At 44.0% G+C, this 24,520-nt stretch carries 15 protein-coding genes and 1 tRNA gene; 11 read left to right on the top strand and 5 right to left on the bottom strand.

Features of this window, described 5'->3' with window-relative positions; all coding sequences use genetic code 11:
* Positions 1-2 precede the first annotated feature (2 nt).
* The gene (locus QZZ41_RS08995; RefSeq protein ID WP_295070675.1) at positions 3-1,736 is read left to right on the top strand and encodes a cell wall metabolism sensor histidine kinase WalK; all 1,734 of its coding nucleotides are present in this window, start codon (positions 3-5) and stop codon (positions 1,734-1,736) included.
* Between the two features lie 47 nt (positions 1,737-1,783).
* On the opposite strand, the gene QZZ41_RS08990 is transcribed toward QZZ41_RS08995, so the two are convergent.
* The 3 genes from QZZ41_RS08990 to QZZ41_RS08980 all read right to left on the bottom strand — a co-directional run bounded on the left by QZZ41_RS08990 (position 1,784) and on the right by QZZ41_RS08980 (position 6,214).
* Complete coding sequence (locus QZZ41_RS08990) at positions 1,784-4,531, bottom strand: DUF6055 domain-containing protein (protein ID WP_295070670.1); 2,748 nt, start codon at positions 4,529-4,531, stop codon at positions 1,784-1,786.
* A gap of 145 nt (positions 4,532-4,676) precedes the next feature.
* Complete coding sequence (locus tag QZZ41_RS08985; RefSeq protein WP_295070667.1) at positions 4,677-5,477, bottom strand: RNA methyltransferase; 801 nt, start codon at positions 5,475-5,477, stop codon at positions 4,677-4,679.
* 62 nt (positions 5,478-5,539) lie between these two features.
* Positions 5,540-6,214 carry a hypothetical protein gene (locus QZZ41_RS08980; RefSeq protein WP_295070665.1) on the bottom strand — a complete coding sequence of 225 codons (675 nt, stop codon included), beginning with the start codon at positions 6,212-6,214 and terminating at the stop codon, positions 5,540-5,542.
* 393 nt (positions 6,215-6,607) lie between these two features.
* Here QZZ41_RS08980 and QZZ41_RS08975 point away from each other — a divergent pair, with 393 nt between their 5' ends.
* The 10 genes from QZZ41_RS08975 (at position 6,608) to QZZ41_RS08930 (ending at position 22,597) form a co-directional block, all read left to right on the top strand.
* Positions 6,608-8,032 (top strand): glycoside hydrolase family 16 protein, encoded by a 1,425-nt coding sequence (locus QZZ41_RS08975; protein WP_295070660.1) that lies wholly within the window; start codon positions 6,608-6,610, stop codon positions 8,030-8,032.
* 578 nt (positions 8,033-8,610) lie between these two features.
* Positions 8,611-9,591, top strand: coding sequence for a DUF4003 family protein (locus QZZ41_RS08970; protein WP_295070657.1), 981 nt, complete (start codon positions 8,611-8,613; stop codon positions 9,589-9,591).
* Positions 9,592-9,640: 49 nt separating this feature from the next.
* Positions 9,641-10,597: a PPK2 family polyphosphate kinase gene (locus tag QZZ41_RS08965; RefSeq protein ID WP_295070655.1), complete on the top strand. Its 957-nt coding sequence runs from the start codon at positions 9,641-9,643 to the stop codon at positions 10,595-10,597.
* A 246-nt stretch (positions 10,598-10,843) separates the two neighbouring features.
* The gene (locus tag QZZ41_RS08960) at positions 10,844-11,512 is read left to right on the top strand and encodes a GntR family transcriptional regulator (RefSeq protein ID WP_074714378.1); all 669 of its coding nucleotides are present in this window, start codon (positions 10,844-10,846) and stop codon (positions 11,510-11,512) included.
* Between the two features lie 27 nt (positions 11,513-11,539).
* Entirely contained in the window at positions 11,540-12,619 is a 1,080-nt protein-coding gene (locus QZZ41_RS08955; protein WP_295070651.1) for a TraB/GumN family protein, read from the top strand.
* Positions 12,620-12,966: 347 nt separating this feature from the next.
* Positions 12,967-16,881: a DNA-directed RNA polymerase subunit beta gene (gene rpoB / locus QZZ41_RS08950; protein WP_295070648.1), complete on the top strand. Its 3,915-nt coding sequence runs from the start codon at positions 12,967-12,969 to the stop codon at positions 16,879-16,881.
* Positions 16,882-17,002: 121 nt separating this feature from the next.
* Positions 17,003-20,725, top strand: coding sequence for a DNA-directed RNA polymerase subunit beta' (gene rpoC, locus QZZ41_RS08945; protein ID WP_295070645.1), 3,723 nt, complete (start codon positions 17,003-17,005; stop codon positions 20,723-20,725).
* 90 nt (positions 20,726-20,815) lie between these two features.
* Complete coding sequence (locus QZZ41_RS08940) at positions 20,816-21,283, top strand: GNAT family N-acetyltransferase (protein ID WP_295070642.1); 468 nt, start codon at positions 20,816-20,818, stop codon at positions 21,281-21,283.
* A gap of 46 nt (positions 21,284-21,329) precedes the next feature.
* Positions 21,330-22,475, top strand: coding sequence for a family 10 glycosylhydrolase (locus tag QZZ41_RS08935; RefSeq protein ID WP_295070639.1), 1,146 nt, complete (start codon positions 21,330-21,332; stop codon positions 22,473-22,475).
* Between the two features lie 46 nt (positions 22,476-22,521).
* Positions 22,522-22,597 (top strand) — tRNA-Ala (locus QZZ41_RS08930).
* Positions 22,598-22,786: 189 nt separating this feature from the next.
* Here QZZ41_RS08930 and QZZ41_RS08925 read toward each other — a convergent pair.
* Positions 22,787-24,208, bottom strand: a complete 1,422-nt coding sequence (locus QZZ41_RS08925; protein WP_028515271.1) for a sodium:alanine symporter family protein — start codon at positions 24,206-24,208, stop codon at positions 22,787-22,789.
* Between the two features lie 56 nt (positions 24,209-24,264).
* Positions 24,265-24,520, bottom strand: a 256-nt coding sequence (locus QZZ41_RS08920) for a hypothetical protein (protein ID WP_367267470.1), incomplete at its 5' end; no start/stop codon positions are given.

The raw sequence follows: 24,520 nt of genomic DNA, 5'->3' as shown, positions 1-24,520 counted from the left end.
AAATGAAAAAAGGACTTTTCAAACGTAAGCCCAAACGCACAACATTCGGGAAGATGTTCGCAAAGGCGATGATAATACCTGTACTGCTCTCTGTTATTTTTGGCTTTTTGCTTCATTACTATATCGAATATAAGATATGCGATTACGCGTGGGGACAGCAAAGTTCTCTTCAGAATGAACTGAATCTGTCGATACATACCAGCGAAGACATAAATGACAAGTTTGGCGGAACTCTTAAAGTGACGGATTTCAAAATGGGATTGGGAACATATTATGATACCAATTACACCCCAAAATTGCCTTATCCCCGTTTCCTCAGCTATTTTGCAGGATATGCTTCATCATATTATGACAGAAACGGAGTGGCTGTTGCTGCTCTTATTGATGAAGACGGCAGGATACTCGCGTCAAATATGGCAAAGATGTGGTTCGTTGTCAGATACAGTGACGATCCCAGTGATAACAAGTGGTTCAGCTGCGATCCTGTTGAAGTAGATATCCCTGATTTTACCAGACTTGTTAACGAAAAGCTTGAAGGAAGTTATACAGAGCATGATTCTTATATGTATGATGTGACCAGTGCTTATCTGAATTATTCCGAACATAAAATGATACCGCATACTATAAAGAAAACCAAGTATTATTCAGAAAACAGATATGATGAAGATGACAACAAAGTAGTGAGTGAAGAGGAAGTAGTGATAAATACAGGAGACTTTGACCTGACAGGCTATGAATTTATGGATTTTTCTGACAATAGCAGTAAATATCCAATAGCAACATTTGAGATGATATTAGGTACAGATAATAAAGAAGTGGGGAAAGCTATATTGGAAAAATATAACACCACAGGTTATGAATGGAGCGAAGATCCCAAATTATTTGAAGTCAGAAAAGAGAATCCGATGTACCTGAGTGTTACGTATAATGATAAGAAGTGCAGGTTGTTCACTTATTACAAGGTCAATGTATGGACAAGATCAGTAAAGAGAATGTACTGCATACTGTTAGGGCTGTTCTTACTGTTTGTTACGTTGATCGCTTTTGTGAGATGCCTCATAAAGAATGCGAAAAACAAGGCGCAGTACGCCTTTGAGGACTATCAGCGTGCGCTCACAAACAATCTTGCGCACGATCTGAAAACTCCTCTTGCGGTAATAGGCGGTTACGCCGAGAATCTTATGGAGATGCGCAAGGACAGCGGTGATGAAAAGGAGCTGAAATACCTGAGTTCTATTGTGAAAAATGTTTCCTATACAGATGATATAATAGCCAAGACGCTGAAACTCAGTAAAACAGAACAGACAAAGAAACTGAACAAAAAGAAAGTCGATATAAAAGCCCTTGCGGAGAAATGCGCTGAAAAGTACAAATCAGCCTTTGAGGAAAGGGGAATAGAGCTGACCATAGAGGGCAGCGGTGAAGTAAATGCCGATGGGGACTCCCTCTCACTTGCCGTTGATAATCTCATATCCAATGCAGTGAAGTATACCCGCAATGACGGTTCTGTGAAAATAACCGTGAGCAAAAAGGAATTCGTCATAGAGAACGATACTGTCGAGAATATTGACACAAAGGAGCTGAAAATGCCTTTTGTAAAGGGCGATAAGGCTCGAAGCGACAAGAGCAGCAGCGGTCTGGGACTATCCATTGCAGAGGCTGCCGCAGTGCAGAACGGCTTCGCATTGAAGCTGAGCTGCAAGGACAAAAAATTCAAAGCCATGATAGAGATGTAATATAAAAAAGACAGGCTGCAAATGTACTTGCAGCCTGTTTTATGTTATTATTTTTCGGGAAGTGATTTGATAACACCTTCGATGTATCTGCTTATTGAGCGAGCGTCCTGATTTGTAAGTCCGCCGCCGGGTTCGTAAACGTCAGCGTTAGACAGTCCCTGTACAGTTATATGTGCAGGGTTAGTGCCCTTTACGCCGTAGCTTGAAGGAAATGCAACAGCCTTCATTATAAGGCTCACATCTTCTTCGTCAATGATACCGTCGCAGTTTGCATCGCCTAAAATTGTAGGCTCTGAAAGCAATATCTCTTTTCCTGTGTAGTAGTATTCGGGATCGTCTGCTTCATGGAAATATACGCGGAAATAATCCATAGAACCATTGAAGTAGTTGCCCGAATGACCGCGTGCTATATAGCAGCGTGTGAGCGGACTGAATGTCTGCTCGGGAAGTGTGGTAAGCTTTGCGCTTCCGATTGTTTTGCCGTTTATTATGAGCTTTGCTGTATTATTGCTGATTATAACGCGGACGATATACCATGCGCCCTTTTCAAACTCGGCCCTTGATACTATCTTTGTATCGCCGATGCCGAACTCAGGTCTGCCGTCCTTGTTTGCGGGTGTGAAGTACATTGAAGTACCGTTTCCAAAATCAAAAACACGCTGATCGGCATTGCCGCCGCGCCAGAGAACAGAAGTGCATATCTCCATATTCTTGTAGTCCACAAGAGTCTTATCGCAGATGATGTACTGGTTTTCTCCGTTGAAGGTTATTACTCCGTCCGCAGTTGCGCGGTGTTCCTGCCAGAGAGGTGCATTTCTGATTATGCCGTTTGTAGCACCGTATGTATCGTAGGCAAATACGTTGCTCTTGCGGTCAAATTCATATCCTGCATACAGACCGTCAGTATATGGGAGTTCTTCGTTGTATTCATCTGATTCCATCCAGCCAAAGGCTGCGCCGTGTGAAACAGAATTTTCATTGTAGAAATCACCGTCGAGTATAGCCTGACCTGAGGCAACTCCCTTTCCGTAGCAATAAGCAGTACCCTTTACGGTAGCGTCATCGGTTACGGAGTATTCATCGAGGAGGTAGGCATTGCCCATTATACGGGCATTCCCCGATACAGAAGCACCTGCGGTAACAACGGCATTCTCGCCGATCTTAGCGTTTCCGCTTATAGTTGGTGTTGCCCACCAGAATCCGTAAACACAGGCATAATCGCTTATTCTTGCGTTATCGGAAATAGTGGCATTATTGACTACGGCGTGATCTGTGATAACAACTTTGTCTGTGATAACTGAGTTTCCGAGCACCATTGCGTCCTGTCCGACGTAAACGGAGTCGTCTATCTCAACAGTTTCGGCAACAAAGCCGCCGCCGTTGGGGTGTTTATGTCCTTCAATACTTTTCTTGATATCGCGGTACATAGGTGAAGCACCCTTGATATCAAATTCGTAGGGATAGCGGCGTTTATAGTCGCTTTTGGTGTATGAGTACTGGTCTCCGCTCTCAGCCTTGTCATAGAAATTGTTCGGGATAATTTCATCGGGAGTAGCTGCTACAGTAAGGTAAAGAGCTGTCTCTGTGCCGTCGAGGGCAATGGTCTTTGTACCTTCTGAGAAAAGCGGAGAATAATTAGTTGTTCCGTCCTTCTTTTCCGTAACGAGACAAGCACGCCAGTCGGCTTCTTCAGCGTCGGAGATGCCGCGGAGTGTGACGGACACACGTTTTCCTTCGATATTCAGAGGGATAACATTCAGACCTGTCTGCATAGGAGCTTTCTCTTCGGGAACTATGTAACAGTTCTCTTTATCGGGAGCAGGCTCTGGCTGAGTGTATATGAGCTGCCATACAAACGGATCTTCGAGGGATTTGCTGAGGGCTTCGTTGTACAGCTCCTTGTTTTTGAAATCGAGGGTAGCCATGTGTTTTGCGAAACTACCGATAAGCTCCTTCATATCACAGCCGGAAAGCCTTTCGATAGTATCGAATGGGTATTCGTTTGGTTTAGCTTCGGTCTGAAGCCGCATGATAAAGTCCTTGCCCAGAGCGTCAAAATTGTCAGGATTTTCGGAAAGATACTGGAGGAATATCCACGCCTCATAGTACATTCTTCCATGGGGAATTGTTAGATTCATATTTCTGAGATAGGGAAGGAAAAAATGCGTTGTAGGAGTTTCAAGAGTATCGAAATACTGCTCCTTGAACCAGTTTGCGACTGCTTCCCACCAAGGACCTGTGATAGTCTGGTCGGTCCAGCCTTTTGAGTGATAGGTAAGAACGTGTCCGTATTCGTGAGGGAGAGATGCTGAATCAGTACCGTCCAACTGCATCATTGCGGCAGGATCACAGAAAATGTAGGCAAATCCTGTGAATGGTTCGGCACTCATGTATGCCCAGCCCTCCTCGAAATCGGGAAGTCCCGTTCTTGTAAGATAAATGTTGGTCTTGTACTTTTTCCCGTCGGGGGTGAAAACGGATTCAGAGGAGTCATTCATGCCAAGCTCTGTTGTATAGATTTCGCGGTATTTTTCAAGTTGATCGAGGTTGAGCTTGATGAACGTGTCATTGATTAGACCTGTCTGATCGTCATTGCCCCAGATGATCTGGAAATGTTGGGAAGTTGCAGTGTTGTACTTGTCCATGTAGTGCTGGTCGCCTGAGAAGTCGTGGTAATCTCGGCACAGATACTCGACTTCTGCATCCGCCGCCACAACAATGGTAGTGGGGAATTTGGCACTGCTTCCGACCAAAAGGAAGGAGGCAGCCGCAGCCAGCAGCCTTTTTAAGACCATTTGAATTCCTCCTTTTTTCACGGAAAACGGGGAGGCGTTTACCGTTCTCCGATAAACTTACAACCATATTATACCACAAGTTATAGAAAAATTCAATAGTTTTTGTACAGATTATTTCAAAATTTTTTCCGCAATGTGAAGATTATCACTTTTTGCTTAACTGCCAGAAGGCAACAGCACTGGCTGCTGCGACGTTTAACGAGTCTACACCGTGCTGCATCGGTATCTTAATTGTGTAGTCGCAGGCTGAAATTGTTTCCGCTTTCAGACCGCTTCCTTCTGTTCCGAGAATGACGGCAAGCTTTTTTTCTGAGGCAAGCTTTGTATCGTCTATCCTTACTGTGTCATTTCTCAGTGCCATTGCAGCTGCTGCGAAACCGTACTCCTTTAATACATTTATATAGTAAGGCGGCTCGTTTTCAAGATAAGTCCATGGGATCTGAAATACTGTACCCATGCTGACACGTATCGAACGGCGGAAAAGAGGATCGCTGCAAGAGGGAGTGAGCAGCACTGCATCGAAGCCGAGTGCCGCAGCTGAGCGGAAGATCGCGCCGATGTTTGTCTGGTTCATTATATCTTCCAGCACTGCGATCCGCTCAGCACCTGCGAGTATGCTCGCAGGTGAGGGCAGAGCCCTGCGGCACATTGCGCAAAGTACGCCCTGAGTCATTTTAAATCCTGTCAGCTCCGTAAGCACCTGCGATGGAGCAGTATAAACAGGAATGTTTCCACATAGTTCAATAATATCGGCAGCTTGTATATTTATATATTTACGTTCCATAAGCAGCGAAATCGGGGTAAATCCAAAATTTAATGCAGTTCGGATGACATTAGGGCTTTCGGCTACGAAAATGCCTGCTGCTTCAAGTTCTTTTTCGGCTGTGTTCCTGTATGGTGCGAGTTCGGGTGCTGAAAGGTCTGATATCTCGATAATATTTGCCATGGTTTTCTCCTTTGTGTGAAATCAAGAAAAGCTGCCTGTTCGGCAGCTTTTTGATGACTGTTTTATTTTACTCTTGTAAAAGTTTCAGTTCCGTTTTTAGTTATTATAGTCAGCTTGTCGCCTTCAATTTTATATTCGGCAGAATTGCCGTCGGTTGAGAGACCCATTACGTCAGAATTGCCTGATAATGTGAGGTGACCGTCTTTGGTTTCGTAATCGAACAGATCGTTGAAGATCATTTCACTTTTATCGCCGTTAAATATAAGTGTGATATCAACGGCTTCTGCTGTATTCTCTTCGCTTCCTGAGATCTGTGCGGACAGCTGTTCGTATAAGATGCCGCCGTCCAGGGAATATGTTCCGTTGTAGCCTTCTGTTTCGTCAAGCTTGTTCATTATGAGCAGTTCCATTCCTGAAAGGTCAATTGTTAATGTCTTTCCCTCTTCCTTGAACAGATCTTTTGAGATCGTTCTTGTAGCTGTGTCATCATCGCTGCCGATCACAAGACCTTCGTCGTTGAAGTGGAACATTTTAGAGCTGTCTGTATAAGCGGAACCCTTGCCGTCATTGAAGATGATGCCGCCTTGCTCTATAGACTCGTTCTCAAGCGAGTCGATGGACCATTTACCTGCTATGTCAGCAGATTTTGCTGATTTTGCTGATTTTTCGCTTCCGCAAGAAGCAAGAGCACAGATAGCTAATGAGCATACTGCTATAGATGAAATTATCTTTTTCATTATCTTAACCTCCGTAATTGTATCTTATATCCGTTAAAGTTAACTGCAAGCGAACGAAATATAAGCTTATATATATCATTCTGCATCTGCCATTTTAGGCAAAATGAGCTTGACATCAAAAATTATGACGCGCAATTTTTTGCGCTTGCCGAACCGAGTTCGGGCAATAAACGCCGTCAGACGGTCATTGCGGACACACTACATTATATCATGGTGATTTTTGTATTGCAAGTGTAATACTGAAAAGTCGCCGAAATGCAATTAAATAACAGTGTGCCGAATTGAAAAAATGTTCCTTTTGCACATAAAAAAACGGCTTTAATGCTTGACACAGCCTGTTTTAAATGTTAGAATTATGGCGTAAAACTATCTTTTAAACAGGAGGCGGTATTTATGAAGTGTATCAAAGCATTGGCAGCTGCGCTGATATTTGCGGCGGCTGTTCCTGTCTCGGTATGTGCTGACGGTACTGCTGTCATGGACTATAATAATGACGGCATTGTTGATATATTCGATATGGTAAGTGCGAGGAAGGGCGGTACTTCCGAGTCGGAGCTGAAAAGACTCAGCGGTTTCCTGCTGGGAAACGGTGCGGAAGCTGCTCCCGAGGACGGCTATAAACTCATATGGAGCGATGAATTCAGCGGCAATTCGCTGGATATGGACAAATGGTCCTATGAGCTGGGCAACTGGAAGCTGGACGACAACGGCAACTACGTTACCAACGGCTGGGGCAACAACGAGCAGGAGTTCTATACTGATAAGAATACCACTGTCAAGGACGGTATCCTCACTATTGCAGCAAGAAAAGAAAGACTTGCCGATGAGGTACAGGGAAGCTATGATTATACATCTGCGCGTATCAATACCGCTCACAAGTTCTCCACCTGCGGCGGTAAAATAGAGGTCAGGGCAAGATGTGACTCGGGAAAGTCACTCTGGCCTGCTATATGGATGCTCCCCGAGGACAGTGCCTACGGCGGCTGGGCTGCATCGGGCGAAATAGATATCATGGAGGGCTGGGGAAGCACTCCCGAAAAGATATGCGGAACTATCCATTTCGGCGGACAATGGCCTAACAATACTTATCTCACCAATGACTACAAATTCACTGACGGTGACGGCACTCAGAACTGGCATACTTATAGTATTGAGTGGGAGCGCGGCGAGATACGCTGGTATGTGGACGGAAACCTGTACAGCACTCAGACCGACTGGTATTCCGAGGGCTTCAGCTATCCTGCGCCCTTTGACCAGAATTTCTATATTATTCTCAATTTCGCTGTCGGCGGACATTTTGACGGTATCGACGGTATCTACGCTGAACCTAATACATTTGCAGACGGCGAAAAGCACTTCGATATAGATTACGTAAGAGTTTATGAAAAAACGGGTTCTCAGTTCGTTCCTTCCGAAATGAGCTCTTTGCCGCTGGATAATTACATCGAGGGCGCGGAGGCTTCTGTTGCAAATAGAGAGGGCTGTACCATAGTCGATATCAAAAATGCAGGTTCACTGGAATATGCTGTTATGGGGCTGCTGAGAGGTCAGGCTGTCAAGGCGGGAGAAAAGCACACTATCAGTTTCGATATCAGCTCCACCGCTCAGCGCAGTATGGTACTGACTGCCGAGGATAGTGCATATACCCGTTATCTTGACGAAAAGCTGACGCTTACTCCCGAAAAGAAGCATTACAGCTTCGACGTGGTATTCCCAAGCGATATGAAAGCGGATATAAAGTTCCAGCTCGGAAATATCGACGACGCTGCTGCGATAGGAGCACATACTGTCACTATCTCGGATATTTCATGGGAGTGAAATATGTGAAAGGTGCGATTTGGTAATATAATGATTGAAAATCAGCGAAATTTCGCATTATTTGACCAAATTATGCTCCCTATAGCAATAAAAGTCTTGATTTATCAATGGGGTGATAATATAATTGTCAGTGTAAAAGGCGGAATGGGCAGACTGAGCACTTGTTCTGTTTTCATGACGCTTTTTGCGCGGAACTGCACTCCGCAAAGAGATAGAAATATATTGTAAGGGACAAATCAGAAGGAGCTGTACTGTAATGGTACAGCTCTTTTCTTACGGCTCATCGTAGTTTTTGTACGAAAAAAAATGATTTTTTATATAATTTTGGTTGAAATTGTTTGAGAAGTGTGATATAATATTTTTATATAGATACCAAAATGTTTTATCAAGCTTCATATATACTGTGATGAAGCTGCCTGAAATGACGAAGTAAGCAGGTTTTGGGGACGCTGCTGCTTCAATGGTAATAAATTGACATGATTCGTATCTGTAATATAAATTGTGCGCAAAAAGTGCTTTGACACTTTTATGATATTCTGATATATTATTTTTGAGATGAAATGTTAGGGAGGTGCGCCATGAAGGAGCTTCTCAAGAAACTCTGTGACAAGTATCTGCTCAATCTCGGGCTGTTTACCGATCTTTGCCCGCTTGAAAGGGATATACTCTATCCTGTATGTGCAAGTGTTTTCTGTGCTGCTGATGCGGAATTTGACTTAGCAAAATACAAAGCCAGCATGACATTCATCAAGGCTGATCCCAAAATGCTTTCAAGCTTCCGCAGTACTATACGTCCGCTTATCGCTTCGCTTATTTCCGTAAGCGATGACCCTCGGGGCGAATTAAAGCAGTATATGCAGTGCTATGAGATGATGCGGAAGTATTTTGCAAATTCGGAGCATCTGGCTCTGCTGTCCATGCTTTTCACAAAGATAGTCCCTGCCGAAAAGGCTGAGGAGTATATCAAGCGCGGAAGGCAGCTATACGACAGAATGAAAAGAGAGCACCGTATCCTTACCACAAAGGAGAATATAGCTTTTGCTGTTATGCTTGCATTTTCGGAGAAGTCCGATGACGACCTTATAGAGGACATGGAGGCGAGCTACAAGCTCCTCAAGCACAGTGACGCAAAGAACAGTATGCAGTCGGTATCCCATGTTCTGGCAATGTCTGACGGCAAGCCTGAGGACAAGTGCGCGAAATTCAAGGAGCTTTATGACAGTATGCTCAAAAAGGGCAAGAAATACGGCAAGCGTTATGAACTGGCGATGCTGGCGGCAATATCCATAGCTGATTTCGACAGCAGCGAGATAATCGGCGATGTCAGCGATGTTGAAGCCTTCCTTGCACAGCATAAGGCGGTGTTCGATCTTTCGGGATTTGACGGCGACGAGCCCGGCTGCCATGCTTTCATGCTTCTGACAACTGCTTATGCAAGAGATATAAATATAAATGATGAACTGAAAAAACGTGTGCTCATGGCGGCAAGTCAGGCTGCACTGTACTCCCTTATGGTCTACAGCATGATGACTGTTGCGCCTGTCGTACCCGGAATATGATACAAATCAAATAAAGCAATGATCCCATAAATGAACGGAGGTAATTACAATGAAGGCGGAAAAGTACATCATCGGAGGTAAAAAGACCGATATTCGGAAACTCCCCACAAACAGCAAAGAGGATAATGTTGATAAGGAAGAGATCATAAAAAAATATGAGGAAAACAAGCTTGAGCTTGCTGCATTGCAGGACAAGTTCTATGCTGATGCAAGAGAAGGACTTATCGTTGTTATCCAGGCGTTGGACGCTTCGGGAAAGGACTCTACTATAAAGAATGTTTTCAGCGGCATCAATCCGCAGGGAGTAAAGGTGCATTACTACAAAGCACCTACTTCCGATGAGCTTGCTCACGACTATCTCTGGCGAATCCATCAGAATATCCCCCGCAGAGGCGAGATAGCCATATTCAACAGAAGCCATTATGAGGACCTTGTTACCGTACAGGCTGAGGATATATGGAAAGGCTATCATATGTCGGACAGGATACTCGATGACTCGAAGAAGGAATTCTTTGAGAAGCGTTATGAGCAGGTGAACAATTTCGAGAAGTATCTCTATGAGAACAGCTACCGCGTTGTGAAGATATTCCTCCATGTTTCAAAAGAGGAACAGACTGCACAGCTCCTCGAACGTATCGAGCTTCCCGAGAAAAACTGGAAATTCCGCGCCGATGACCTTAAAGTAAGGGACAAATACGACGCATATCTCAAATGCTTTAACGATGTTATAAATAAGACATCCACCAAGGAGGCACCGTGGTATGTGCTCCCGGGTGATCAGAGATGGTATACAAGATATCTCGTGACCGAGATACTCCTTGACGCTTTGAAGGCTTGCAAGCCCGAGTACCCTGAGCTTCCAGATGATGAAAAGGAGAAACTGCCTGAGTGCAGAAAGGTGCTCACAGAAGCTATGGCTGAGTACGAAAGCGGAAAGAGCGGTAAAAAGTCTGAAAAGACCGAAAAGAAGCCTGAAAAAAAGACAAAGAAAAAGAGCAAGAAGTGATATTCACGCCCCTGCCGTTATAGCAGGGGCTTCTTGGATATGACACTCATATTAAAAGTATATATGCTGTAACGAAACAGGATTTTTTAAGGGAAAATTCCTTTGGTGTGATACATATAGACTTTTACTGTGAATGTGCCGATATTAGGGGGATCGGAAAATATTTACATTATGCTGTTGACTTGCATAAAAAGATATGCTATAATTTTTATATACCATTATTATTATATTATATAAGGAGGAGCTATGGGGAACAGTGAATACCGCAAGACGATCGACTATATACTTGACCTTATCAGAGGCGGAATGCTGCAGGTAGGGGACAAGCTGCCGACTGAACGCAGTATCTCGGAAAAGCTCGGGATCAGCAGAAACACTGTCAGAGAGGCACTCAGAGGTCTTGAAATACTTGGGATTGTCAATGGAAAACAGGGCTCGGGAAATTATCTTACCGATAATATCTCAGAGTCTATCGCTAAGGCTATGGACGTAATGCTGCTTATGAACAGAACTACAAAAGAAGAGATATGTTCTTTCAGAAGAAGCATGGAAAAGACTGTTTGCAGTTATCTTATCGGAAGAGGATGCAGCAATGAGCATAAGCTCAATATAGTTGCGGCTCTCAACAGACTAAAGGAGTCCGAGGGCACAAGTGAGAATTCGCTTGCAGACAGGGACTTCCACTATTCGCTTATTTACGCTACCGAGAACAGCTTCTGGATAACCTTCATGAATGCTGTATCAGAGGTGTATATGAGGTGGATAGATGATTTTCTGATAACTGCCGATCACAGTATGCAGATGAAGCTTCAGGAATGTCATGAAAAAATGGTTCAGGGCATTATAACAAGTGATACGGAGTTCTGTCTGAAAGCAATTGACGCTCACTATGACCTTATCGATGATGGCTTTTAATGTAAAAGCGAAAGGATTATTTTTTTTATGAAAACTGAACGTGTTATCGCAGCCGCAGCTGCATTATTATGCGCTGTCGGCTCGTTTTCATGCACAAAGAAAAATACGGACAGCAAAAAGGAGCAGGAAGCGACTACTGCTGCGTTGACAGAGGAACAGACCACAGAGGCTGCGACTGAGACAGAAACTGCAGAGCAGACTACAGAAGCGGCAAAAAGAGATGAAACAGATATAAACGATTATGTATCCGTGACCGATATCACTCCTGCTATGTGGAAGGTAACTGATCCTGCTACAGGCAATGAGCTCTATATGATGGGAACGATCCATGTTGTCACAGACAATACTTTTCCGCTTCCCGATTACATTATGGACGTTTACAAAAAATGCGACGGCGTGGCTGTTGAGATAAATATAAACAGTCTTATGGAGGATATGGAGCAGCTCCAGGGATTCTACCAAAAGCTTGTCTACACAGACGGAACTACGGTCAAAGACCATATCTCGGAAGAGACTTACGTGAAAATGAAGAATTATCTCTCTGAAAAAGGTATGTACAGCCCTATGTTTGATACCTACAGTGCAGGCTTCTGGGCTTCACAGATCGAGTCTGTAAGCGTTCTGAGCATCGGGAATATTGAGGAATCAGGCGTTGACGCAAGATTTATAACTATGGCAGATGAGGACGGCAAAAAGGTTGTTGACATAGAAACTATAGATATACAGGCAAGCGTTATAACTTCTCTTTCCGATGAGCTTTCGGATTATATGATATCCGAGACTATAGATAAGGCAGATGATATGAAGGAATATACAAAGGAGTTTGCCGAAATGTATGATGCATGGGCTTCGGGCGATATAGACGAGCTCGATGAAGAGGACGAAGAAGATGATATTCCCGAGGAGCTTGAAGATGATTATGCCGATTATATGGACACTATCCTCTACAAGCGCAATGCAGGTATGGCTGAAAAGGCTGAGGAGTACCTCAAAAACGGCGATAATTATTTCTTCATGGTAGGAAGTGCGCATTTCGCAGGCGATAAGGGTGTTGATGATATACTGAAAGAAAAAGGCTACATCGTTGAAAGAGTAGATGCGGCATGATAAAAAGCTGAGGACATTTTTAGTCCTCAGCTTTTTTATGTATATGCAACGTTGGGGATAAGACAAAAATGCACAAAAAAGGCACCTGTTTTTTGTGAAAACAGGTGCTTTCGATAAATCTTTTCATAGTCCCTTGACATTGGACAGGAACTGTATTATAATGTAATAATGTATCAATATGGAATAGTCTCGCTATTTTGCAAGATATTATAGCACATTATGCACAGGCTTGTCAATAGTTTTTGCGAAAAAATTTTTCATAGGATACGATAACAAACAATAATTTCTGCCGCTCATGCGCCGGTCGCTGACGAACGGCAGTAAAAAAATACAAGGAGGTTCCGCCTATGGTGAATGTTACACCTAAGCAGCTGGGAAAGAATGTCAGAATGAGCTTCGGTAAGATTACCGAGCCTCTGGAGATGCCGAACCTTATCGAGGTACAGAAGAACTCGTATAAGTGGTTCAAGGAAGAAGGTCTTCGCGAGGTGTTCCGCGAGATGACCGCCATCACTGACTACAACGGCAATCTCGTCCTCAACTTCAAGGACTACCGCTTTGACGATACTCCCAAGTATTCTCTCGCAGAATGTAAATCCAGAGGAGCTACCTATCAGGTCTCGATGAAAGCAACCGCTACACTTGCAAACAAGGAAACAGGTGCAGTCAGTGAAAGCGAGATCTATATGGGCGACTTCCCTCTCATGACTGACAGCGGAACTTTCGTTATCAATGGTGCTGAGCGTGTTATTGTATCTCAGCTCGTTCGTTCGCCGGGTGTTTACTATTCATTCACTAAGGACAAGACAGGTAAAGACCTCTTCAGCTCACAGATAATCCCTAACCGTGGTGCATGGCTGGAGTATGAACAGGATTCTAACGACGTTGTTTACGTTCGTATAGATAAGAACAGAAAAATACCGCTAACTACCTTCATCAGAGCTCTCGGTGAAGAGGGGACAGATGAGGAGATATTTGAGATTTATGGCGATGATGAGCGCCTCAGACAGACTATCCTCCAGAAGGATCAGACCAAGAACCGCTCAGACGCTCTTATAGATGTTTACAAGAAACTCCGTCCGGGTGAGCCTCCTACGGTAGAAAGTGCAGTAAGTCATCTCAATAACCTTTTCTTCGAGGCTAAGAGGTATGACCTCTGCCGTTTCGGACGATACAAGTATAACAAGAAGCTTGGTATTGCTTCACGTCTTTCAGGCAGAACTCTTGCTCAGCCTATTATCAATGAAATGACAGGTGAGATACTTGCTGATGCAGGTGAGACTCTTACTTACGATAAGGCCTGTGAGATTGAGCAGGCAGGCGTTTACAGTGCGTATGTAAATGTTGAGGCTAAGGAGTACTTTACTGATGAGCGCGGCGAGACATCAGTCCGTATGGTGGAGAAGACCGTTAAGGTTATTGGTAACGGTATGGTTGACATCAAGGGCTATGTTGATTTCGACGCTGAGAAGTATGGCATCAATGAGAAAGTTTCTTTCAATGTTCTCAAGGATATCATAGACAACGCCGCAGATGCAGACGAGCTCGAGGAAACAATCAAGAAGAAGGCAGACGAGCTCTCACCAAAGTATATCACACTTGATGATATCAGAGCTTCCATCAGCTACTTCCTCAACCTTTGTGAGGGCGTAGGTACTGTCGATGATATCGACCATCTTGGAAACAGGCGTATTCGTTCAGTTGGTGAGCTCCTTCAGAACCAGTTCCGTATCGGTTACACAAGAATGGAGCGCGGCATCCGTGAAAGAATGAATCTCCAGACTCAGGATGTAAATACTCTAACCCCACAGACTCTTATTAATATAAGACCTATTTCTTCGGCTATGAAGGAGTTCTTCTGCTCCTCACCACTCTCGCAGTTCATGGATCAGAACAATCCTCTTGCCGAGCTTACTCATAAAAGACGTCTTTCAGCTCTCGGACCTGGTGGTCTTTCAAGAGACCGTGCCGGATTTGAGGTACGTGACGTTCACTACAGCCACTATGGAAGAATGTGTCCTATTGAGACACCTGAAGGTCCTAATATCGGACTTATCTCTTATCTTGCTACTTTCGCAAGAATCAATGAATATGGTTTCGTTGAGGCTCCTTACAGAAAGGTTGATAAGACTACAGGCGTAGTTACAAATGAAGTCGTTTACATGACAGCTGATATGGAAGACAACTTCGTAGTTGCTCAGGCTAACGAGCCTCTAACAGAGGACAACAAGCTGGCAAGACCTCGTGTAAATGCACGTTTCCGTGAGCAGATACTCGAGTGCGAGCGTGAAAAAGTTGACTACATGGACGTTTCACCTAAGATGGTTGTTTCAGTAGCTACTTCTATGATTCCGTTCCTTGAGAACGATGACGCTAACCGTGCCCTCATGGGATCTAACATGCAGCGTCAGGCTGTTCCGCTCCTCAAGACAGAGCGTCCTTTCGTTGGTACAGGTATGGAATATAAGGCTGCGGTTGATTCGGGTGTATGCGTTGTTTCCGATTACGACGGAAAGGTAACATATGTTGATGCAGATAAGATCACTATGGTTGACACTGATGGTGTTGAGCATAAGTACGAGCTTATTAAATTCAAGCGTTCCAACCAGGGTACCTGTGTAAATCAGAGACCTATCGTTACAGCAGGCGAGGAGGTCAAAAAGGGTCAGGTGCTTGCAGATGGTCCTGCAACAGCCGACGGAGAGATCTCACTTGGTAAGAATGCCCTCATAGGCTTCATGACATGGGAAGGCTACAACTACGAGGATGCCGTTCTTCTTAACGAGCGCCTTGTAAGAGAAGATGTATTCACATCAGTTCATATAGAAGAATACGAGATAGAGTGTCGTGATACAAAGCTCGGACCAGAGGAAATCACACGTGATATTCCGAACGTGGGCGATGATGCACTTGCAAATCTCGACGAAAATGGTATTATCCGCATAGGATCCGAAGTTAATTCTGGTGATATTCTTGTTGGTAAGGTAACTCCAAAGGGTGAGACTGAGCTTACGGCTGAAGAAAGACTTCTCCGTGCTATCTTTGGTGAGAAGGCAAGAGAAGTTCGTGATAATTCACTTAAGGTACCTCATGGTGAATCTGGTGTTATCGTAGACGTAAAGGTATTCACAAGAGATAACTGTGACGAGCTTTCAGCAGGAGTAAATATGCGTGTTATCTGCTACATTGCTCAGAAGCGTAAGATCACAGTCGGCGATAAGATGGCCGGCCGTCACGGTAACAAGGGTGTTGTTTCACGTATACTTCCTGAGGAGGATATGCCATTCCTTCCAGATGGTACTCCACTCGATATCGTACTCAATCCTCTCGGTGTTCCTTCACGAATGAACATTGGACAGGTTCTTGAAGTTCATCTCGGTATGGCTTGTAAGGCTCTCGGCTGGCACATCATGACTCCTGTATTTGATGGTGCTCACGAGGACGATATCCGTGAATGTTTCAAAATGGCCAACGACCATGCAAATGAGCACAAGGACGATATGTTCGAGCTCAAGGCTATGGATAAGGTAATAAATCCGAACGCTCTGGAATTTACAGAGGATTGTAAATTTACTCTTTATGACGGACGTACAGGTGAAAAGTTCGATAATCGCGTAACTGTGGGCTATATGTACTACCTCAAGCTCCACCACCTCGTTGACGATAAGATCCATGCGCGTTCAGTTGGTCCTTACGCACTCGTTACACAGCAGCCTCTGGGTGGTAAAGCTCAGTTCGGCGGACAGCGTTTCGGAGAAATGGAAGTTTGGGCTCTTGAAGCTTACGGTGCTGCTTACACCCTTCAGGAGATTCTTACAGTTAAGTCTGACGATACTATCGGACGTGTAAATACCTATGAGGCTATTGTTAAGGGACAGAACGTTCCTACTCCAGGTATCCCTGAATCCTTCAAGGTTCTTATCAAGGAAATGCAGTCACTCTGTCTTGATGTCAAGGTGCTTGATGAAAATCAGGAGGAGATTGACCTCACTCAGAGCTTTGACGATGATGATCCGATGCCGTCACGCTCATACGATGACGAGGATACTCTTGACAGCTCAGACTTGAATGAAAGTGAGCTTGGCGAGGCAGGCTTCGGCTTTGAAGGCGATGATGAGGAAGACGGAGATCTCGACTTCGTTGACGGTGATGACGAGTTCAGCTACGAGGACGATGTTGATATGGATCTTGAATCCGAGGATGACGACGTTCTTGATCTTGACGACGGCGGCGAGGATTTCGACTTCGACAGCGAGGACTGATATAAGGAACACAAATCAAGAACAGCGGATACGAATAATGAACGACTGTGGTCTGTTTTGCAGACTGCGGTCGGCAGTTCCTAATTCATAATTCCGAATTAATATATTAGGAGGTAGCAGTTTGGAATTTACAACTTTTGAATCAATAAAGATAGGTCTTGCTTCGCCTGAGCAGATCAGAAGCTGGTCACACGGTGCAGTTGAAAGACCTGAAACGATAAATTACAGAACCCAGAAACCTGAGCGTGACGGTCTTTTCTGTGAAAGAATATTCGGACCTACAAAGGACTGGGAGTGTCACTGCGGTAAGTTCAAGAAGATACGCTTCAAGGGAAAAATCTGTGACCGCTGCGGTGTTGAGGTCACAAGAGCAAGAGTAAGAAGAGAGAGAATGGGTCACATCGAGTTGGCTGCTCCTGTTTCTCACATCTGGTACTTCAAGGGTACACCTTCCCGTATCGGTCAGGTGCTTGAGGTTTCTCAGAAGAGATTAGAGGAAGTTCTCTACTTCACAAAATACATCGTAACAGACCCAGGTAACACAGAGCTCCTTAAGAAGCAGCTCCTCTCCGAGAAGGAGTACCTCTCATACCTCGAGAAGTACGGCGACGATTTCAAGGCAGAGATGGGCGCAGAGGCTATCAGGAAGCTCCTTAATGAGTATGACCCTGCTAGATATGATACTCACAAGCAGAGACTCATTGAAATGGGAAAAGTGTCTCTCGGCGGAAAGAAGCTTGAGTGCTTCAACAAGCCTACAGAGTGCGAATGTGAAGAGTGTCAGAAGTTCAGAGAGCTTGAGGACATCGATTGGAGAAACAACCTTGAAATCGTTGCTGATGACCTCAAGGCTGAGTTAGTAGGTCTCCCTGCTGGTCAGAAAAAGGTCAAGCTCCTCAAGAGACTTCAGATAATCGAGGCATTCCGTCTTTCTGGCAACAAGCCAGAGTGGATGATACTCAGCGTAGTACCTGTTATCCCACCTGATATCCGTCCTATGATTATGCTGGACGGTGGACGTTATGCTACATCAGATCTTAACGATCTTTACAGAAGAGTAATAAACAGAAACAATCGTCTTAAGAGAATGCTTGAGCTTGACGCTCCTGACATTATCGTAAGAAATGAGAAGCGTATGCTTCAGGAAGCTGTTGACGCTCTAATAGACAACGGCAGACACGGCAGACCTGTTACAGGTCCTAGCAACCGTGCTCTTAAGTCACTTTCAGATATGCTCAAGGGTAAGCAGGGACGTTTCCGTCAGAACCTTCTCGGTAAGCGTGTTGACTACTCCGGACGTTCGGTTATCGTTGTTGGACCTGAGCTAAAGATGTATCAGTGTGGTCTTCCTAAGGAAATGGCTCTTGAACTTTTCAAGCCATTCGTATTAAAGAGACTCGTTGATAAAAAGGCTATAGCTAACATTAAGAGTGCAAGAAAGCTCATTGACCGTGCTGATAACAAGGTATGGGACGCTCTTGAGGACGTAATTAAAGATCACCCTGTTATGCTGAACCGTGCTCCTACGCTTCACAGACTTGGTATCCAGGCATTCGAGCCTATCCTCGTTGAGGGTCGTGCTATCAAGCTCCATCCGCTTGTATGTTCTGCGTTCAATGCTGACTTTGACGGTGACCAGATGGCTGTTCATCTTCCGCTTTCAGCTGAGGCACAGGCAGAGGCAAGATTCCTCATGCTTGCTGCAAACAACCTTCTTAAACCTTCAGATGGTAAGCCAGTTGCTGTTCCTTCACAGGATATGGTACTTGGTTCGTACTATCTGACAATGGATAAGCCCGGCGAACCAGGTGAAGGCAAGGTATTCCGCGATGTCAATGAAGCTCTCATGGCTTATAACGAGCATGATGTATCACTTCACGCTAATATCAAGGTAAAGATAACAAAGGATATCGGTGACAAGAAGGTATCCAAGGTAATAGATGCTACAGTTGGAAGACTCATTTTCAACGAGAATATTCCTCAGAACCTTGGATACGTTGACAGAACCAATTCCGACAAGCAGTTCGATCTTGAGGTTGCTTTCCTCGTAGGAAAGAAGCAGCTTTCAGATATTATTGAGCGTTGTATCAAGATTCATGGAACTACTACTACATCTGAGGTGCTTGATCGTATCAAGGCTCTTGGATACAAGTACTCGACAAGAGCAGCTCTTACGGTTGCTGTCTGCGATGCTACTATTCCTCCTCAGAAGAAGGATATACTTGCAAAGGCAGACGCAGAAGTTGAGCAGATAACAAGTGAATACGAGTACGGATATATCTCCGCACAGGAAAAGACTAAGAAAATCATCGCTCTTTGGACAAATACCACAGACGATGTTACAAAGGCTCTTAAGTCCAACTTTGATAAATACAATCCTATTTGGATGATGGCTGATTCAGGTGCCCGTGGTTCTATCTCACAGATCCGTCAGCTTGCAGGTATGCGTGGACTTATCGCCAATACGTCAGGTACCGTTATCGAGATCCCAATCAGAGCTAACTATCGTGAAGGCCTTAACATCTTGGAGTACTTCATTGCTTCACGTGGTGCGAGAAAAGGACTTGCTGATACAGCTCTTCGTACAGCTGACTCTGGTTATCTTACACGTCGTCTTGTTGATGTTTCTCAGGACGTTATCATACGTGAGGAGGACTGCGGAACTACTGAGGGTATCGAAGTATTCGAGATCAAGAACGGAAATGAAATAGTTGAGCCTTTCGCAGAGCGTCTCGTAGGCAGATTCCTTGCTGAGGATCTCCGCGACGAATCAGGTGAACTTATCGTTTCACGCAATAAGATCATAAACGATGCTGATGCTAAGAAGATAATAGACGCAGGTATCGAAAAGATCAAGATACGTTCAGTCCTCACTTGTAAGTCCAGAACAGGCGTATGTGCTAAGTGTTACGGTGCTAACCTTGCAAACAACAACATGGTTTCAGTCGGTGAAGCTGTTGGTATCATCGCTGCTCAGTCTATCGGTGAGCCTGGTACACAGCTTACCATGAGAACCTTCCATACCGGTGGTGTTGCTTCTGCCGACGCAGAAGATATCACACAGGGTCTTCCTCGTGTTGAAGAACTCTTTGAGAGCAGACGTCCGAAGGGTGCTGCTATCCTGTCTAGAATTTCAGGTAGAATCCATATCGAGGAGATAAAGACCACTAGAAATATCATTGTTAATAATGATGAGACAGGTGAATCAGAAAGCTATATGATTCCTTATAACCTTAAAATCAGAGTTCAGGAGAACGAAGAGATTGAAAAGGGAACACGTCTTACAGAAGGTAACATCTATCCTGCTGACATACTCAATATCCTTGGAACACAGGCTGTTCAGAACTACATCATCAATGAAGTTCAGAAGGTTTACCGTTTACAAGGTGTTGATATCAATGATAAGCACATTGAGGTTATCGTTCGTCAGATGCTTCGTAAGATCAAGGTTGAGGAAACAGGTAGCAGTTATCTGCTCCCCGGTACACTTGTTGACAGCAAGGAGATCGATGTTATCAATGAAGAGCTTCAGGCTCGTATTGACGCAGGTGAGTACAATGTACAGCTTGTTCAGACAAGTCCTGTTCTTCAGGGTATTACAAAGGCTTCATCAAATTCAGACAGCTTCATGTCGGCAGCTTCATTCCAGGAGACTACAAAGGCTCTTACAGATGCTGCTATCAGAGGCAAGAGCGACCGACTCCTCGGACTTAAGGAGAATGTTATCATTGGTAAGCTCATTCCTGCAGGTACAGGTATGGAGTGTTACAGAAACGTTGAGGTCGTTAAGAATGAAGGCTATGGTGAGCACAATGCAGCTGCTCCAATAGCAAATCAGATATAACATTAAAGCTCCCGAGGAGGTATTCTTCGGGAGCCTTTAATTATTCTGAAAAGAAATAATGACTTTTGTCCATTATATAATGAGGTAAATATGAATATCAAGTTAAAACGTATCAGTATGGCAGAATGCGAAAAATTGTGGAAAATGCAAGTGGAAGCATTTTCTGAGCTTCTCGAAAAGTATCATGACTATGAAATAAGTCCTGCAAACGAACCAATGAGTCGTGTGAAGGAGAGGCTTATTCAGCCGTATACATACTACTATTTCATAATGCACGGTGAAAATACAATCGGAGCTATTCGCGTTGTGGATATGAAGGATGGTTCTGCCAAGAGAATCTCGCCTATTTTTATTATGAAAAAATATCGAGGGAACGGTTATGCATATGCTGCTATGAGAGCAGCGGAGGAACTTCATGGGAACGATAACTGGTGCCTTGATACTATATTGCAGGAGGAGGGAAACTGCCACTTATATGAGAAAATGGGGTACCGTCAGACAGGTGAAACTCAGGACATAAATGATAGAATGACTATAGTATTCTATGAGAAAAAATGAGCATATCATGTCCGTTTACTGCATATAATGCAGTGAGGTGATGGTCATGAAAAAGTTGATTGCAACTGTAAGTATAGCTGCTTTTCTCATATCGTCAGGTTGTTCGGCTGATATGCTGCCGAATAAGAGCGGAAAATATAACGATTTAAGTGAATTATCAAGTTCAACAGAATTAAAGAGTGGCTATGTTCCAATGAATTACCCGAAACAATTAGGAATGTGGATTCCTTATGTTAAGTTCCCTGAATATATGCAAGGGAAAAGCGAGGATGATTTTCGAAAAAATGTGGTGGAGATACTTGAAAACGCAGCAGCGGATAGCGTGAATACAGTATATTTTCACGCTCATCCAAACGGTGATGCATATTATTCCTCTGATATATATCCAAAAGGAGTTTATCTTGATGGAAACTACGATCCTCTTGCGATAGTTATCGATGAAGCTCATAAGCGTGGTATTTCAGTTCATGTTTGGATAAATCCTCTACGTATGCAAACTGAAGAGCAAATGCAGATTTTACCTGATAGCTTCATTGTTAAGAAGTGGATAGAGATGGAAAAACCATTTGTGAAGAAAGTGAACGGCAGATGGTATCTTAATCCTTCTTATTCCGAAATTGAAAAATTGCTCAGCGATTCGGTAAGGGAAATAATAAATAAATACGAAGTTGACGGAGTCCATATTGATGATTACTTTTACCCGACGACTTCACCAGATTTTGACAGAGAGGCTTTTGAAACGAGTGAATCTTCAGACCTTGCTGCATGGCGTACCGAGAATGTTAGCCGATATGTAAAGAATCTTTTTGACACAGTAAAAGAAACGGACGAAAGGCTTTTGTTCGGCATAAGTCCGCAGGGAAATATAAAGGCGAATTATGAGACTCAATACGCAGATGTAAGGAAATGGGGGAGTGAGAACGGATTTTGTGACTATATTGTACCGCAGATTTACTATGGCTTTGAGAATGAGACTATGCCTTTCCTGTCAACTTTAGATGAGTGGGTGGAGCTTGCAGAAGGAAGTGGAGTTTCACTTATCATAGGACTTGCGGCTTATAAGCTAGGACGCGAGGATAAATGGGCAGGAAACTCAGCAGAGCTTGAATGGATAAATGATCCAGATATCATAAACAAGCAGATTGATGCAGTTGAAGCTTCTGAAGCCAACGGGTACGCCCTATATTATTAAAGACCCTTGACAGAACTGTAATAATGTGCTATACTTTTAACAGTTTGGGGCATTAGCGCAGTTGGGAGCGCATCACACTGGCAGTGTGGGGGTCAGGGGTTCAAGTCCCCTATGCTCCACCAACGGAAAAGCCTATGTTTAGCCAAAAACATAGGCTTTGTTTTTTGCTATTATGCTTTGGGAAAGTAGAAAATAGTAGATTTCCGTTAAGATTTCCGTTATGCTGAACAAGAAAGCGTGCCTCATAATCGTAAATGATGAACTGGCTACATGACAAAAAATAAGGGGCTGTAAAAAAACAGCCCCTGTTTTTATTCCTTTACTTTTCCTGCTTTTAGTCTTGTTAAGTAATCTTTTGTCTCGGAGGATATTACTCCCGAGAGCAGGATTATCGCTACAACATTAGGTATTGCCATAAGACCGTTGAATATGTCCGCCAGATTCCAGACTGCTTCAACAGCAAGGTAAGGACCTATGAAAACAGCGGCGATGTACACCCAGCGATATATTCCTGTTATCTTTTTGTTAGCGCCTGTCAGATAAGAAAGGCAGCGCTCCGAATAATAGTTCCAGCCGAGTATGGTGGTAAACGCAAACACTGCAAGACAGGACATGAGTATGAACGAGGATATTCTCTCGCTGAACGGCAGCCCGTAGTCAAATGCATCCATAGTTATCATAACGCCTTTAAGTTCAGAGGTATTGTGGCTTCCTGACATGATTATGGCGAGACCGGTCATTGTACAGACAATGATAGTGTCGATGAATGTACCTGTCATAGTAACAAGACCTTGACGTACAGGCTCGTTGGTTTTGGCGGCAGCGGCTGCAATAGGTGCAGAGCCGAGGCCTGCTTCGTTTGAGAAGATACCTCTTGCAACACCGCTTTTCATAGCGTACATCATTACAGTTCCAGCCGCACCGCCTGCTGCAGCTTTAAGGCTGAATGCGCCTTTGATGATAGATGATAATGCCGTGGGTATCTCTGTTATATGGCAGAAAATAATGATAAGACAGCAGCCTGCATAAGCGATTATCATTACGGGGACTACTATCTCTGAAACAGTGGCAATACGCTTGATGCCGCCAATAACGATAAGTGCGGTCAGCAGAGTTATTACAGCACCTGCAATTACGGTAGTCCAAGTGTATTCCATGCCGAATACAGAAACTGTATGACTTTGCTGCGGGTCAAAAAAATTATTTGCAGCTGATGTGATACCGTTTATCTGGGTTATAGTACCTATTCCCATGATACCTGCAAGGAGCCCGAAAATTGCAAACATTTTACCAAGCCATTTCCATTTCTTTCCGAGTCCGTTTTCAATATAATAGAAAGGACCGCCGAGGATATTGCCGTTTTCGTCCTTGATACGGTATTTTACCGCAAGCATTCCCTCTGCGTATTTTGTAGCCATACCGAAAAATGCGGCAAGCTCCATCCAGAACAGAGCTCCTGAACCGCCTGCCGAAATAGCCGTTGCGACTCCGACTATATTGCCTGTTCCGACGGTAGCCGAGAGAGCGGTGCAAAGTGCCGCGAAGCTTGATACTTCACCGTTGCCTTCCTCTTCATTCTTCACCATGTACTTCAATGCCTTGCCAAGTTTATGTACCTGCAAAAATCTCAGTCTGAATGTAAGTAATATTCCGCAAGCCATGATGAGGATAATAAGCGGAAGTCCCCATACATAGCTGTCAATCTGACTGATTATATCGTTGATCTTATCCATTGACACATCTCCTGTCTAAAACTTCGTTAAAATTATATCATGCTTTTGCGTGAAAGTCAACAGGATAAATGTACAGACTTGGATTTTGTCCGTAGTATTTCCAAAGTCTGACAGATATTCATTTTCCATTTATTCTGAACATAGCCCATATAAGTCCTTAGTGCCACAGGTGGGAGACCACCTTCATTGAAGCTATTGATTCTTTGCGTATTGTAGTAGCCGAAGATGTATCTGAAGATGATGGTCTTGACCTCTTCTCGCTTCATTCGGTATGTAGGTATCTGATACAGCTTTTCTTTTTTCAGTGTGGCA

The sequence above is a fragment of the Ruminococcus sp. genome (assembly GCF_016283395.1).
Note: the sequence above shows the minus strand (reverse complement) of the source record. Positions and strands in the feature narration are given on the sequence as shown.